General features: G+C 68.7%; 13 protein-coding genes. 11 read left to right on the top strand and 2 right to left on the bottom strand.

What is annotated here, in order from left to right; translation table 11 throughout:
• The first annotated feature begins 32 nt into the window (after positions 1-32).
• Positions 33-794 (top strand): SGNH/GDSL hydrolase family protein, encoded by a 762-nt coding sequence (locus tag ROP_RS04890; RefSeq protein WP_012688233.1) that lies wholly within the window; start codon positions 33-35, stop codon positions 792-794.
• 5 nt (positions 795-799) lie between these two features.
• Here ROP_RS04890 and ROP_RS04885 read toward each other — a convergent pair whose 3' ends face one another.
• Complete coding sequence (locus ROP_RS04885; RefSeq protein WP_012688232.1) at positions 800-1,363, bottom strand: type II toxin-antitoxin system PemK/MazF family toxin; 564 nt, start codon at positions 1,361-1,363, stop codon at positions 800-802.
• Between the two features lie 65 nt (positions 1,364-1,428).
• Between ROP_RS04885 and lepA the strand changes: the two genes are divergently transcribed.
• The 3 genes from lepA to ROP_RS04870 all read left to right on the top strand — a co-directional run bounded on the left by lepA (position 1,429) and on the right by ROP_RS04870 (position 5,374).
• Positions 1,429-3,321 carry a translation elongation factor 4 gene (lepA, locus tag ROP_RS04880; RefSeq protein ID WP_012688231.1) on the top strand — a complete coding sequence of 631 codons (1,893 nt, stop codon included), beginning with the start codon at positions 1,429-1,431 and terminating at the stop codon, positions 3,319-3,321.
• A gap of 48 nt (positions 3,322-3,369) precedes the next feature.
• A complete protein-coding gene (locus ROP_RS04875) occupies positions 3,370-4,308 on the top strand; it encodes an NAD(P)H-dependent flavin oxidoreductase (RefSeq protein WP_012688230.1) in 939 nt (312 codons plus the stop codon).
• Positions 4,309-4,372: 64 nt separating this feature from the next.
• Positions 4,373-5,374, top strand: coding sequence for an ABC transporter substrate-binding protein (locus ROP_RS04870; protein ID WP_012688229.1), 1,002 nt, complete (start codon positions 4,373-4,375; stop codon positions 5,372-5,374).
• On the opposite strand, the gene ROP_RS04865 is transcribed toward ROP_RS04870, so the two are convergent.
• The gene (locus ROP_RS04865) at positions 5,375-7,330 is read right to left on the bottom strand and encodes a glycoside hydrolase family 15 protein (RefSeq protein WP_012688228.1); all 1,956 of its coding nucleotides are present in this window, start codon (positions 7,328-7,330) and stop codon (positions 5,375-5,377) included.
• An 87-nt stretch (positions 7,331-7,417) separates the two neighbouring features.
• Between ROP_RS04865 and ROP_RS04860 the strand changes: the two genes are divergently transcribed.
• The 7 genes from ROP_RS04860 to ROP_RS04835 all read left to right on the top strand — a co-directional run bounded on the left by ROP_RS04860 (position 7,418) and on the right by ROP_RS04835 (position 13,135).
• Positions 7,418-7,600 carry a hypothetical protein gene (locus ROP_RS04860; protein ID WP_005247996.1) on the top strand — a complete coding sequence of 61 codons (183 nt, stop codon included), beginning with the start codon at positions 7,418-7,420 and terminating at the stop codon, positions 7,598-7,600.
• 87 nt (positions 7,601-7,687) lie between these two features.
• Complete coding sequence (locus ROP_RS45205; protein WP_419789293.1) at positions 7,688-7,816, top strand: Ms4533A family Cys-rich leader peptide; 129 nt, start codon at positions 7,688-7,690, stop codon at positions 7,814-7,816.
• A 180-nt stretch (positions 7,817-7,996) separates the two neighbouring features.
• Positions 7,997-9,028 (top strand): sulfate ABC transporter substrate-binding protein, encoded by a 1,032-nt coding sequence (locus ROP_RS04855; RefSeq protein ID WP_012688227.1) that lies wholly within the window; start codon positions 7,997-7,999, stop codon positions 9,026-9,028.
• 7 nt (positions 9,029-9,035) lie between these two features.
• Complete coding sequence (cysT, locus tag ROP_RS04850; RefSeq protein ID WP_043824231.1) at positions 9,036-9,917, top strand: sulfate ABC transporter permease subunit CysT; 882 nt, start codon at positions 9,036-9,038, stop codon at positions 9,915-9,917.
• A complete protein-coding gene (gene cysW / locus ROP_RS04845; protein ID WP_012688225.1) occupies positions 9,914-10,720 on the top strand; it encodes a sulfate ABC transporter permease subunit CysW in 807 nt (268 codons plus the stop codon). Before cysT ends, cysW begins: the two co-directional genes overlap by 4 nt.
• The gene (locus tag ROP_RS04840) at positions 10,717-11,730 is read left to right on the top strand and encodes a sulfate/molybdate ABC transporter ATP-binding protein (RefSeq protein WP_012688224.1); all 1,014 of its coding nucleotides are present in this window, start codon (positions 10,717-10,719) and stop codon (positions 11,728-11,730) included. The genes cysW and ROP_RS04840 overlap by 4 nt, the downstream gene beginning before the upstream one ends.
• A gap of 25 nt (positions 11,731-11,755) precedes the next feature.
• Positions 11,756-13,135, top strand: a complete 1,380-nt coding sequence (locus tag ROP_RS04835) for a sulfatase family protein (protein WP_012688223.1) — start codon at positions 11,756-11,758, stop codon at positions 13,133-13,135.
• Positions 13,136-13,137 lie beyond the last annotated feature (2 nt).

Genomic DNA, 13,137 nt, shown 5'->3' with positions numbered 1-13,137 from the left:
CCGGGGACGCACCGCGGCCGGAACCGACGTATGTGGCGCTCGGCGACTCCCGCGCGGCCGGACCGCTCATCGAATTCTCGGAGCACCGCGACCTGTGCCTGCGATCGCCGGACCTGAACTACCCGGCCGAGCTGGCGCGGCTGATCGGCGCGGCCACCCTCACCGACGTCACGTGTTCCGCCGCCACACCCGCCCACGTGATCAGCACCGCGCAATTCGTGGGGACGCGTTTCGTCCCACCGCAGATCGATGCGCTGCGGGCCGACACCGACATCGTGACGCTCAGCATCGGCGGCGGCGGTTCCAATCACCTGCCCGTGTCGGTGCGCTGCGGCGCTCCCGTTCCCGGTGCCGACGCCGGGTGCCGCGACGACCCGTTGGCGGAACAACTCGCGGTCGAGGGTATCGCGACGATGGCGCCGCGGGTCGATGCCGTGGTGGCTGCGATCGTGGCGAAGGCCCCGGACGCCGAGGTCTACCTGATCGGGCACGGCGGCTCCGTCGGCCGGCGCGGCTGCTGGCCGAATCTGCCCGTGTCCGACGCGGACGCGGTCTGGCTCGAACGGTACTTCGAACGGTTCAACCAGATCTACGTCGACGCCGCGGCCCGGTACGGAGTGCACTACGTCGACATCGCGAAGGCCGCCGTGGACGGCGGGCACGACGCGTGCGCGCCGGCGGGGCAGCGGTGGTTCGAGGGCATGCTGCCGCAGTCACCCGCCGAACCGGCACATCCCAACGCGCTCGCGATGACCGCGATCGCCGAGATGATCGCCGACGATCTGCGTCGGTGACCGTGTCACTGCCAGCTGAAGTCGGCTCGCAGACGCCGCGCGACGACCTCGAATTTGTCCCGGTCCATGACGGCGCCCTCGCGGCGGATCCCCGCCTCCGGAACGTCCAGCACCCGGTCCAGCCGGATCCAGCTCGGACGGCCCTCCGCGTCCCACGAGCCGGAGCCGACCGCGATCCAGTCCCGGTCGCCGTCGTGCTTGCTCTGCGAGGACAGCATCAATCCCAGCAAGGTGTCGCCGTCCCGCCCCACGACGAGCACGGGCCGGTCCTTGCCCTGACTCGCATCCTCCTCGTACGCCACCCACGTCCAGACGATCTCACCCGGATCCGCGCGGCCGTCCAGGTCGGGGGAGTACTCCACCTTCCGTGCCCGATGGGCGGTCGGGGCGGAGTTCGCGGTGACCGGGCGGCCCGGCGCCGGCTTCGGCGCCGCGGCCGTCGACCCGGTCAGGACACCGGCCGCGCGGTCCAGCGCGCCGGACTTCTGCAGCTGCGCCAGAAGCTGCGGTCCCTTGTCCCGTGCAAGTCGGCCCAACGTCTTCCCGATGCTGCTCCACGTGCTCGCCATGGCCGCCGAGCTTAGTGCGTGTATGCCGCGGCAGCCGCAACGCGGTGGCTTGGATATCCTGACAGGTGACAGTGGCCCGGAACCGGGCCGGTGCCGGTCCAGGTAAGGGGTCCCCCATCAGCAGCTTCGCCGACAAGACGTTCACGGATCCTGCCCGGATCCGGAATTTCTGCATCATCGCGCACATCGATCACGGCAAGTCGACGCTGGCCGACCGCATGCTCCAGCTCACCGGTGTGGTCGAGGAGCGGCAGATGCGTGCCCAGTACCTCGACCGCATGGACATCGAGCGCGAGCGCGGCATCACGATCAAGGCGCAGAACGTCCGGCTCCCGTGGAAGGTGGGCGACGACGAGTTCGTCATCCACCTCATCGACACCCCCGGGCACGTCGACTTCACGTACGAGGTCTCCCGCGCGCTCGAGGCCTGCGAGGGCGCGGTGCTGCTGGTGGATGCCGCGCAGGGCATCGAGGCGCAGACTCTCGCCAACCTGTACCTGGCGATGGAGAAGGACCTCACCATCATCCCGGTGCTCAACAAGATCGACCTGCCCGCCGCCGATCCCGACCGGTACGCCGAGGAGATCGCGCACATCACCGGGTGTGAACCGGGTGACGTGCTGCGCGTATCTGGCAAGACCGGCATGGGTGTGAAGGAACTGCTCGACGAGGTGGTGCGGCAGGTCCCCGCTCCGGTCGGTGACCCCGACGGTCCGGCGCGCGCCATGATCTTCGACTCGGTGTACGACGCGTACCGCGGCGTCGTCACGTACGTCCGCGTCGTCGACGGCCGGATCTCGCCGCGCGAGAAGATCACCATGATGTCGACGGGCGCCACCCACGATCTGATCGAGGTCGGCATCATCTCGCCCGAACCGAAGGCCAGCATCGGTCTCGGCGTCGGCGAGGTGGGGTACCTCATCACCGGTGTGAAGGACGTCCGGCAGTCGCGGGTCGGCGACACGGTCACCGCCGCCCGCGGCGGTGCGACGGAACCCCTCGTCGGGTACCGAGACCCCAAGCCGATGGTCTACTCGGGCCTCTACCCGCTCGACGGTTCGGACTACCCGGTGCTGCGCGACGCCCTCGACAAGTTGCGTCTCAACGACGCGGCCCTGGCCTACGAGCCGGAGACGTCGGTGGCGCTCGGGTTCGGGTTCCGGTGCGGCTTCCTCGGACTGCTGCACATGGAGATCACCCGCGACCGTCTCGAGCGCGAGTTCGGGCTCGAACTGATCTCGACGTCGCCGAACGTGGTGTACCGGGTGGTGATGGAGGACGGCGCCGAGCACGTCGTCACCAACCCGTCGTACTGGCCGGAGGGCAAGATCCGCGAGGTCTACGAGCCGATGGTGAAGTGCACGGTGATCGCGCCGAGCGAATTCATCGGCGCGATCATGGAACTGTGCCAGAACCGGCGCGGTGAACTCGGCGGCATGGACTACCTGTCCGAGACGCGGGTCGAACTGCGCTACGAGATGCCCATGGGCGAGATCATGTTCGACTTCTTCGACGCCCTGAAGTCGCGCACCAAGGGTTACGCCAGCCTCGACTACGAGGAGGCCGGCGAGCAGCAGGCCGACCTGGTGAAGGTGGACATCCTGCTGCAGGGTGAGGCCGTCGACGCGTTCTCGTCGATCGTGCACCGTTCCGCCGCCGGCGCATACGGCGGGCGGATGACGTCGAAGCTGCGCGAGCTCATTCCCCGCCAGCAGTTCGAGGTGCCGATCCAGGCGGCGATCGGGTCGAAGATCATTTCGCGCGAGAACATCCGCGCGATCCGGAAGGACGTGCTCGCCAAGTGCTACGGCGGCGACATCAGCCGTAAGCGCAAGCTGCTCGAGAAGCAGAAGGAAGGCAAGAAGCGGATGAAGACCATCGGCCGGGTCGAGGTTCCGCAGGAGGCCTTCGTGGCCGCGTTGTCGTCCGAGTCGGTCGGGGACAAGCCGAAGAAGTAGTTGCTCGATCCTGTTGCCCTGACGACCGATCGAAAGTAGGCGCTGCCCGTGGCCCTCGAAACCTGGCTGACCCGGACACTGGGAATCGAGGTGCCGATCTTCGGCGCCCCGATGGGCGGACGGGCCGGCGGGACCCTCGTCGGCGAGGTGTCGAAGGCGGGCGGGCTCGGCCTGCTCGGTGCGGCCCGCTACGCCACCCCGGAGTGGGTGGCGAAGGAGACGGCGGTTGCGCGGGGCATCGGCGGCGACGCGTTCGGGATCGGGTTGATGACCTGGGCACTCGACGACGACGACACACTCCTCGACGCCGCGCTGGCCGAGGATCCCCGGGTCGTGTCGCTGTCGTTCGGCGACCCCGCGCCGTATGTGGAGCAGATCCACGCCACGGGGGCGCTGGTGGTGTCGCAGGTGAACACGATCGACGACCTGCGGGTCGTGGAGGCGGCGGGCGTCGACTTCGTGATCGCCCAGGGCGGCGAGGCGGGCGGCCACACCGGCAGGATCGGGACGCTGCCGCTGCTGCAGGAGGTCCTCGAGGCCACGGCGCTGCCGGTGCTCGCGGCGGGCGGCATCGCGACCGGCCGTGGTCTCGCGGCGGTACTCGCCGCGGGTGCGGAGGGCGCGATGATCGGGACCGCGCTGCTGGCCAGCCCGGAGACCATCGGGCCGGAGTACGCCCGCGGCAAGCTGATCGCGGCGGGCAGCGCCGACACCGTGTACACGTCGGTGTTCGACCAGGCGCGCAGCCAGCCGTGGCCGGCGCGGTGGGGTGGGCGGGCCCTGAGCAACGCATTCACCTCACGCTGGCACGGCGCGGAGGCCCCCGACGCCGAACTCGCCGCCGCCTACGATCCCGCGAATCCCGACCTCGGTGTCGTGTACGCAGGGGAAGCGGCGGGTCTCGTGAGGGCGGAGCGGCCGGCGGGGGCTGTGGTGCGGCAGATCGCGGCCGACGCGGAGCGGTTGCTGAAGCGGTACGCGGAGTAACCCGTAGCGCCCGAACCATCGAGTATGCGAAGGTAAGGCTTTGCTTACTTGATGAGGAGGCGCGGTGCGCGTCAGAGGGATCTTCGTGGCCGCGTTGTGCGCGGCACTCGCCGTCGGAACCGCCGGATGCAGCGCAGACAGCAGCGCAGACAGCGGCGCCGGCACCGCGGCGGACCGGCAGACGACGGTCGAGCACCACTTCGGCGCGACCACCGTCGACGGCACTCCGACCCGGATCGTCGCCACCAGCAGCCAGTGGGTCGACGCGCTCCTCGAGTTCGGCGTCCAGCCGGTCGCCTACCTGGCGGCAGGGCCGATGGGTGACGAACGCGGGCTTTATCCCTGGGAGTCCGAGGTCGACGGTTCGGCGGTGGAACTCGACCGCGCGAGCATGACGCAGGTGGGTGCGTCGCTGCCGGAAGAGCAGATCGCCGGCTTCGCGCCCGATCTGATTCTCGGCTCGTTCGCCGTCGCCGACCAGGAGGACTTCGACCGGATCAGCAAGATCGCGCCGACGGTCGCCGCGCTGGGCGACGTGCAGGTCGACCCGTGGGAGTCGCAGGTCGAGGTCCTCGGCCGGATCCTCGGTGAGGAGGAGCGCGCGGCCGAGATCATCGCGACCACCAACGGGACCGTCGACGGCCTCGCCGGCCGGCTGCCCGCCCTGGCGGGCAAGACTGCCGTGCTGTCCCAATTCATGTTCGCCACCGGGCAGATCGTCGTCGTCGCCGACCCGGACGACGGTGCGAGTGCGGTGTTCCGCAGGTTGGGGCTCACGCTGCCGCCAGCACTCGTCGAGGAGGCGGGGGCGACCGGGGGCCGCCTCACCCTGAGCCCCGAGCGGGTGGACGCCCTGAACGCCGACCTCGTGGTGATGCTGCCCAACGGCGGCACCCGCGACGATCTGATGGTGCTGCCCGGATTCGCCCAGCTGCCGTCCGTGCGGCAGGGTGGCCTCGCCGTCGAGGACTATGCGACGGTGGTCGGTTTCAACACCCCGTCGAGCCTGTCCCTGCAGTACTCGCTCGGCCGGATCACACCGCAACTGGAGGCGGTCGGCGCCTGATCAGACCGTGTTGTGGGCGGGTTGGAACCCGCCCGCCGCGGCCTCCTCGGCGCGAATGACGTGGACCACCGCGTTGATCAGTGCCAGATGGGTGAACGCCTGCGGGAAGTTGCCCAGGTGCCGCCCCGAATCGGGATCGATCTCCTCCGCGTACAGCTTGAGGGGGCTGGCGAATCCGAGGAGGCGATCGCACAGGCGTTTCGCGCGGTCCAGTTCCCCGATCTCGACGAGCGCCGACACGAGCCAGAACGAGCAGATCGTGAACGTGCCCTCCTTGCCCTTCAGCCCGTCGTCCGTGGTCTCCACCCGGTAGCGCAGCACCAGCCCGCCCTCGGTCAGCTCGTCCGCGATGGCGAGCACGGTCGCGCGGATGCGCGGATCGTCGGCGGGCAGGAACCGCAGGAGCGGTGCGAGGAGGAGCGACGCGTCGAGACTGTCGCTGCCGTACCGCTGCGTCAGGACGCCCCGCGCGTCGACGCCGTGCTCGAGGATGTCCTCCTTGATCTCGTCGGCCAGCTCGGACCACTGCTGCGCGTAACTCGCCTCGCCCTGCTGATCGGCGAGTTTCGCGCCCCGGTCGAGGGCCACCCAGCACATGATCTTCGACGACGTGAAGTGCTGGGGCTCGCCGCGGACCTCCCAGATCCCGCGGTCGGGGAGACGCCAATGCTTGACCGCCTCCTCGACCTGGCGTTTGAGCATCGGCCACAGGGTTTCCGGCACCCGCTCACGGGATTTGACGTGCAGGTACACCGAATCGAGGATCGTTCCCCAGATGTCGTGCTGGACCTGGTCGTAGGCGCCGTTTCCGATCCGCACCGGTCGCGCGCCGTCGTAACCGGAGAGATGGTGCAACTCCGACTCTTCCAGCGTCTGTTCCCCGCCGACGCCGTACATCACCTGCAGCGGATGATGGTTGCCGTCCTCGGCGCTCGACACGTCGTAGATGAACGAGAAGAAGTCGTTGGCCTCGCGGTCGAGTCCGAGGCTGTACAGGCCCCACAGGGCAAACGTCGAATCCCGCACCCACGCGTAGCGGTAGTCCCAGTTCCGTTCGCCCCCAGGGGTTTCCGGGAGCGAGGTGGTCGACGCGGCGAGCAGGGCGCCGGTGGGGGCGTACGTCAGTCCCTTCAGGGCGAGGGCGCTGCGCTGCAGGTAGCCCCGCCACTTGTGGTCGGGGAAGCGGCCGATGGTGATCCATTCCCGCCAGCACTTCGCCGTCTGCCACATCTTGTCGGCAGCCTCGTCGAACGTCTGCGGCGCGGCCATGTGTGCCCAGGACAGGGCGACGAATACGTTGTCGCCCTCGACCATCCGGGTTCGCGCGCGGGCTTCGCGCCCCTCGAGCCCGATCTTCATGTTCGTCGTCAGTCGCAGTGTCGGGTGGTCGCCCGGGCGGCTCGACTTACACGTGGCGGTGGCCTCCTCGTAGACCTTGCCCGTGTACTCCCAGTGCGCCGCGCCGCGGTGGTAGTCGAACGCGGGTTCGCAGCTCATCTCCAGTTCGACGGTGCCGTTGACGCACTTCACCGTCCGCAGCAGGATGTGCTCCGCGTCCCAGTCGGTGGGGGTGCGGCGGTGCGAGCGCGAGCGCTGCTGGACGTTGTGCCACGGACCGAGCACGAGGGCGTCGCGCACGATGAGCCACCCCGTCTCGGTCTGCCACGTCGTCTCGACGATCAGTCCGCCCGGCAGGTAGCGGCGGGCGGCGGGTACGTTCTGCCCGTACGGCCCGATGCGGAAGTGACCCGCGCTGCGGTCGAGGATGGCGCCGAAGATGCTGGGGGAGTCGGGCCGCGGGACGCACATCCACTCCACCGAGCCGTTGCGGGCGATGAGGCACGTCGACTCGCAGTCCGACAGGAACGCGTAGTCGTCGATCGGCGGGAAGGAATGGTGGTGATGATGCGGGGCCGCATGCAGCCGGCCGTGGGAATGCGCGTCGCTGGACACCATGTGATCATCATCGACCGCCGCCCGCCCCGCCGTCCACCTGTCCACCGGCCCCGGGCCGGCGAACGATAGGCTGGCACCGTGGATCGGATGGCGAGTTGGTGGGACGGCTTCGAGCTGTGGATCGCCGGGCTCCCGTTCGTTCCGCAGGTCGCCCTCGTGCTGCTGGTGATGGTGCCGGTGTGCCGGGGACTGGCGTGGCTGCTCGATCGTGGGCTGGCCGCAGTCTTCGTCCTGCTCAGGCGGGACGTCTCGAAGGTGGAGGAACCCTGATGCCGCGCTCACGCGTCACTCTCGCGCTGCTCGCGCTGATCGTCCTCGTCGTCGTAGCGTGGCTGCTCACCCGGTAAATCCTGTTCGATGTGGGCGGTTGGTTCAGCCTCTGCTACATTTCACGGCGTGTCTGAAGCCGCTGTACACCAGGTCCGCCATGAATTGGCGTTGATCGCTGTCGGCATGCTCGCAGTCGCCGACATCGACTGTTGTTGATTTCTCCTCGCCCGCAGAAATGCGCCCGCGTGGCATCGTGCACGCTCGAACCTTCTCGCGCTGCCGATTCTCGTTCGCACCCCTGATCCCGCTCGGGCGGTCCCTGCGTGCCTCGTTGCGCACCACTTCTCCCGTGCTCTCTTCACCCCGCTGTGACAGTTCTCAGGAAGGTTTCTCCCCATGAAACGCCGTTCTCGTAGTCTTCTCACGGCCCTCGTGACGCTCGGAGCTGTGGCGCTGACCGCGTGCAGCGGCGGCGCCAGCGACACCGTCGGTGCCGACTCGGCCGGTGCCGACGGCAGCGCGGGCACCATCAACCTGTACGCGTACGCAGTGCCGAAGCCGGGCTTCGACAAGCTGATCCCCGCGTTCAACGCCACCGACGAGGGCAAGGGCGTGGCGTTCCAGCCGTCCTACGGCGCCTCCGGCGACCAGTCCCGCAAGGTCAAGGACGGCGCCGAGGCGGACTTCGTCAACTTCTCCGTCGAACCCGACATCACCCGCCTCGTCGACGCCGGCCTGGTGGACAAGAGCTGGAACCAGGACGCCTACAACGGCATTCCGTTCGGTTCCGTCGTCACCATCGTCGTGCGCGAGGGTAACCCGAAGAACATCCGCGACTGGGACGACCTGCTGCGTCCCGACGTCGAGGTCGTGACCCCCAACCCGTTCAGCTCCGGATCCGCGAAGTGGAACCTGCTCGCGCCGTACGCGGCGAAGAGCAACGGCGGCCAGGACCCGGCCGCCGGTCTCGACTACATCAGGTCGCTGGTGAACGACCACGTGAAGATTCAGCCGAAGTCGGGCCGCGAGGCGTCCGAGGCGTTCCTGCAGGGCACCGGCGACGTGCTGCTCAGCTACGAGAACGAGGCGCTCTTCATCGAGGGCAACGGTGATCCCGTCGAGCACGTGACACCGCCGACCACGTTCAAGATCGAGAACCCGGTCGCGGTGCTGTCGAACAGCAAGAACCTGGAGAAGGCCAACGCGTTCAAGGACTTCCTCTACACCACCGAGGGCCAGAAGCTGTGGGCCGAGGCCGGATTCCGTCCGGTTGATCCCGCGGTCGCCACGGAGTTCGCCGACAAGTTCCCGGCGCCGGCCAAGCTGTGGACCATCGCCGATCTCGGCGGCTGGGCCAAGGTCGACTCCGAGGTGTTCGCCAAGGACACCGGGTCCATCGCAGTGATCTACGACAACGCAACCAAGTAAGACCGACGTGAGCGACACACCGACGACGACGGGCGGACGCGGCATCACGGTGCCGCCTCCGCCCGTTCCGCCTGCGCGCAAGAAGGTCGCCCGGGTCACCGGCGCCGTGGGACCGCTCGGCATCGGCATCGCGACCCTGTGGCTGAGCGTCATCGTGGTCCTGCCACTCGCCGCGCTCACCGTGGCCTCGTTCGGCGACGGGATCGCCGGCTTCGTCGACGCGATCACCGCGCCCGTGGCGGTGGCATCCCTGCGGGTCACCGTCCTGGTGTCCGTGGTGGTGGCCGTGATCAACGTGATCATGGGCACGCTCATCGCGTGGGTTCTCGTGCGCGACGAATTCCCCGGCAAGCGGGTCGTGAACGCGCTGATCGACCTGCCGTTCGCGTTGCCGACCATCGTGGCCAGCATCGTGCTGTTGTCGCTGTACGGACCGGAGAGCCGGATCGGCGTCCACCTCAACGCCACGCAGCCCGGCCTGATCGTGGCGCTGGCGTTCGTGACGCTGCCGTTCGTCGTCCGCTCCGTGCAGCCGGTGCTGATCGAGGTGGACAAGGAAGTCGAGGAGGCCGCGGCCTCCCTCGGCGCCGACAACGTGACGATCTTCCGCAAGGTGGTGCTACCGACCCTGACGCCGGCGATCATCAGCGGCGCGGGGCTCGCGTTCGCCCGCGCGATCGGCGAGTACGGCTCCGTCGTCCTGATCGGCGGAAACATTCCCCGAGAGACTCAGGTCGCTTCCCAGTACATTCAACAACAGATCGAAATCGACCGGCCGGCCGCGGCGGCGGCCGTGTCGGTGGCTCTCCTGGCCATCGCGTTCGTGACGTTGTTCGTCCTCCGCGTCTTCGCCAGCCGGGGGCAGCGTCGTGAGGAGCAGGCGGAATGAAGCTTTCTGGATCCACCCGGATCACCCTGCGCACGGTCGCGCTGCTCTACCTGTTCGGCCTGCTGGTGGTGCCCATCGTCATCATCCTGTTCCGCACGTTCGAGAACGGGATCGGCGCCTTCGTCGATTCGATCAGCACTCCGGCCGCGATCTCCGCGCTCAATCTGTCCCTGCTGATCGTCGCCATCGTCGTACCCGTGAACGTCGTGTTCGGGATCGTCACGGCCCTCGCGCTGGTGCGGGGCCGGTTCCCGGGCCGCGGTGTGGTGCAGGCGGTGGTCGACCTCCCGTTCGCCGTCTCACCCATCGTGGTCGGTGTGTCGCTGATCCTGCTGTGGGGCGCCAACGGCTGGTTCGGCGGGCTCGAATCGCTGGGGTTCAAGGTGATCTTCGGGCTCCCCGGCATGGTCATCGCCACCCTGTTCGTGACGTTGCCGTTCGTCGTGCGGGAGGTGGAGCCCGTCCTGCACGAGATCGGCGAGGAACAGGAACAGGCCGCCGCGACGCTCGGTGCGAGCCGCTGGCAGACGTTCTGGCTGATCACCCTGCCCGCCATCCGCTGGGGCCTGACCTACGGCGTGGTCCTGACCGTCGCCCGTTCGCTGGGCGAGTTCGGTGCCGTGATCATGGTGTCCTCGGGCTTCCCCGGGGTGTCCCAGACCCTGACCCTGCTCGTGCATTCGCGCTACATCGACGACCACAACACGTTCGGTGCGTACTCCGCAGCCACCCTGCTGATGGGCATCGCGCTGATCACCCTGCTTCTGATGACTCTGCTCGACCGCAAGAGGAGCACCACATGATCACCGTGACCGGCGCCCGGAAGAACTACGGGTCCTTCGCTGCTCTCGACGACGTCTCCATCGACATCCCCTCGGGTTCGCTGACCGCGCTCCTCGGGCCCAGCGGGTCGGGCAAGTCGACGCTGCTCCGCTCCATCGCCGGACTGGAGGCTCTCGACTCCGGCACCGTCGTGATCGGCGGGAACGACGTCACCAATATCTCCCCGCAGAAGCGGGACATCGGCTTCGTGTTCCAGCACTACGCGGCGTTCAAGCACATGACGGTGCGCGACAACGTCGCGTTCGGTCTGAAGATCCGCAAGCGGCCGAAACCGGAGATCGACAAGAAGGTCAACGAGCTTCTCGAGATCGTCGGCCTCGACGGCTTCCAGCACCGCTATCCGGCGCAGCTGTCCGGCGGTCAGCGTCAGCGGATGGCACTCGCGCGGGCACTGGCGGTGGACCCGAAGGTGCTCCTCCTCGACGAGCCGTTCGGCGCGCTCGACGCGAAGGTCCGCACGGACCTGCGCACCTGGCTGCGCCGGCTGCACGACGAGGTGCACGTGACGACGGTGCTGGTCACCCACGACCAGGAGGAGGCGCTCGACGTCGCCGACCGGATCGCGGTCCTCAACAAGGGCCGGATCGAGCAGATCGGGGAGCCGGAAGACCTCTACGACCGCCCGCGCAACGACTTCGTGATGTCGTTCCTCGGGTCCGTGGCCAAGCTCAACGGGCAGTTGGTCCGGCCGCACGACATCCGCCTCGGCCGCGACCCCGACCTGGCCCGCGCGCAGGAGGCGGGGACGGCCGAATCGCTCGGCATCACCCGGGCCACGGTCGAGCGCGTGGTGCACCTCGGATTCGAGGTGCGGGTGGACCTGCGCAACGAGGCCACCGGTGAACCCTTCTCCGCCCAGGTGACCCGCGGCGACAGTGCGGCGCTCGGCCTGCGGGAAGGCGAGACCGTGTACGCGCGGGCGACGCGGGCACCCGAACTCCCGGAGGCCGAGGTTCCGGTCTCCCTGTAACTCCCCGCCGATGTAGGAGGCGACTGTGGCGACCCCGCTGAATCCCGTCCGTGACAACGTCCTTATCGTGCACTGGCACGATCTGGGCCGTCACCTCGGGTGTTACGGCGCGTCCGGGGTGCGTAGCCCGAACCTCGACAGGCTCGCCGCGGAGGGTGTGCTGCTGACCGACGCGCACGCGGCGGCGCCGCTGTGCTCGCCGTCGCGCGGCGCGCTGTTCTCGGGCCGGTACCCGCACAGCAACGGGCTGATCGGACTCGCCCACCACGGCTGGCAGTACCACGACGACGTCCGGACATTGCCGTCGCTGCTGGCGGAGGCGGGCTGGTACACGGCCCTGTTCGGGATGCAGCACGAGACCGCCTACCCCACGAGGCTCGGCTACCACGAGTACGACGTCACCAACTCGTACTGCGACTACGTCACCGAGCGGGCGTCGCGGTGGCTGGCGCGGTTTCCGACGCACCCGTTCCTGCTGACCGCGGGCTTCTTCGAGACGCACCGCCCGTACCCGGTCGACCGGTACGCACCTGCCGATCCCGAGGGTTTCGACGTGCCGCCGTACCTGCCCGACCGTCCGGAGGTCCGTGAGGACCTGGCCGGATTCCACGGATCGATCGAGGTGGCCGACGCGGCGGTCGGCCGGTTGCTGCAGACCCTGGAGGACGAGGGGCTGGACGAGAGCACGTGGGTCGTGTTCCTCACCGACCACGGCGAGGCGTTTCCCGGTGCGAAGTCGACGCTGTACGCGCCGGGTACGGGTATCGCGACGATCATCCGGCCACCGCGTCGGCTGCGGGCGGAGCCCCGCGTCTACGACGATCTGTTCAGCGGGGTGGATCTGGTTCCCACCCTCCTCGAACTTCTGGGTGTCCCGGTCCCCGCGGCCGTGGAGGGCGTCTCCCACGCCGCACAGTTGCTGGGCCGGTCGACGGTGACCGCGCGCGACGTCCTGTTCACGGAGAAGACGTTCCACGACAGCTTCGATCCCATCCGCGCAGTGCGCAGCAAGCGGTTCAGCTACATCGAGAACTACGCGCCGCGGCCTCGGCTCGACCTGCCGCTCGACATCGAGAACAGCCTGTCCGGCGCGGCGCTGGGCACCGACCATCTCCTGCCGCGTCCGAGCCGGGAACTCTACGACCTGCTCGCCGATCCCGGTGAGCGCGACAATCTCGCCGACACCGAGGACTTCGCCGGGACGCAGGCGGAGCTGGCGCTCGAACTCGCGACGTGGCGACGGGCGACGGGCGACTCGATCCCGAGCGAGGAGGAGGGAACGGCCTACGCCCGGAAGGCGATGGAGGAGTACCTCGCCACGCTCGGCCGCGTGCCGGACGTGCGTTCGGCCTACAGTGCGGAACGCGGGATCCTCGACGAAGCCCGGAGCGGCGTCGAAAGGTAGGG

Source organism: Rhodococcus opacus B4, from assembly GCF_000010805.1.
GTDB lineage: Bacteria > Actinomycetota > Actinomycetes > Mycobacteriales > Mycobacteriaceae > Rhodococcus_F > Rhodococcus_F opacus_C.
The sequence above is the reverse complement of the archived record's forward strand: the minus strand, read 5'-3'. Positions and strand labels throughout refer to the sequence as shown.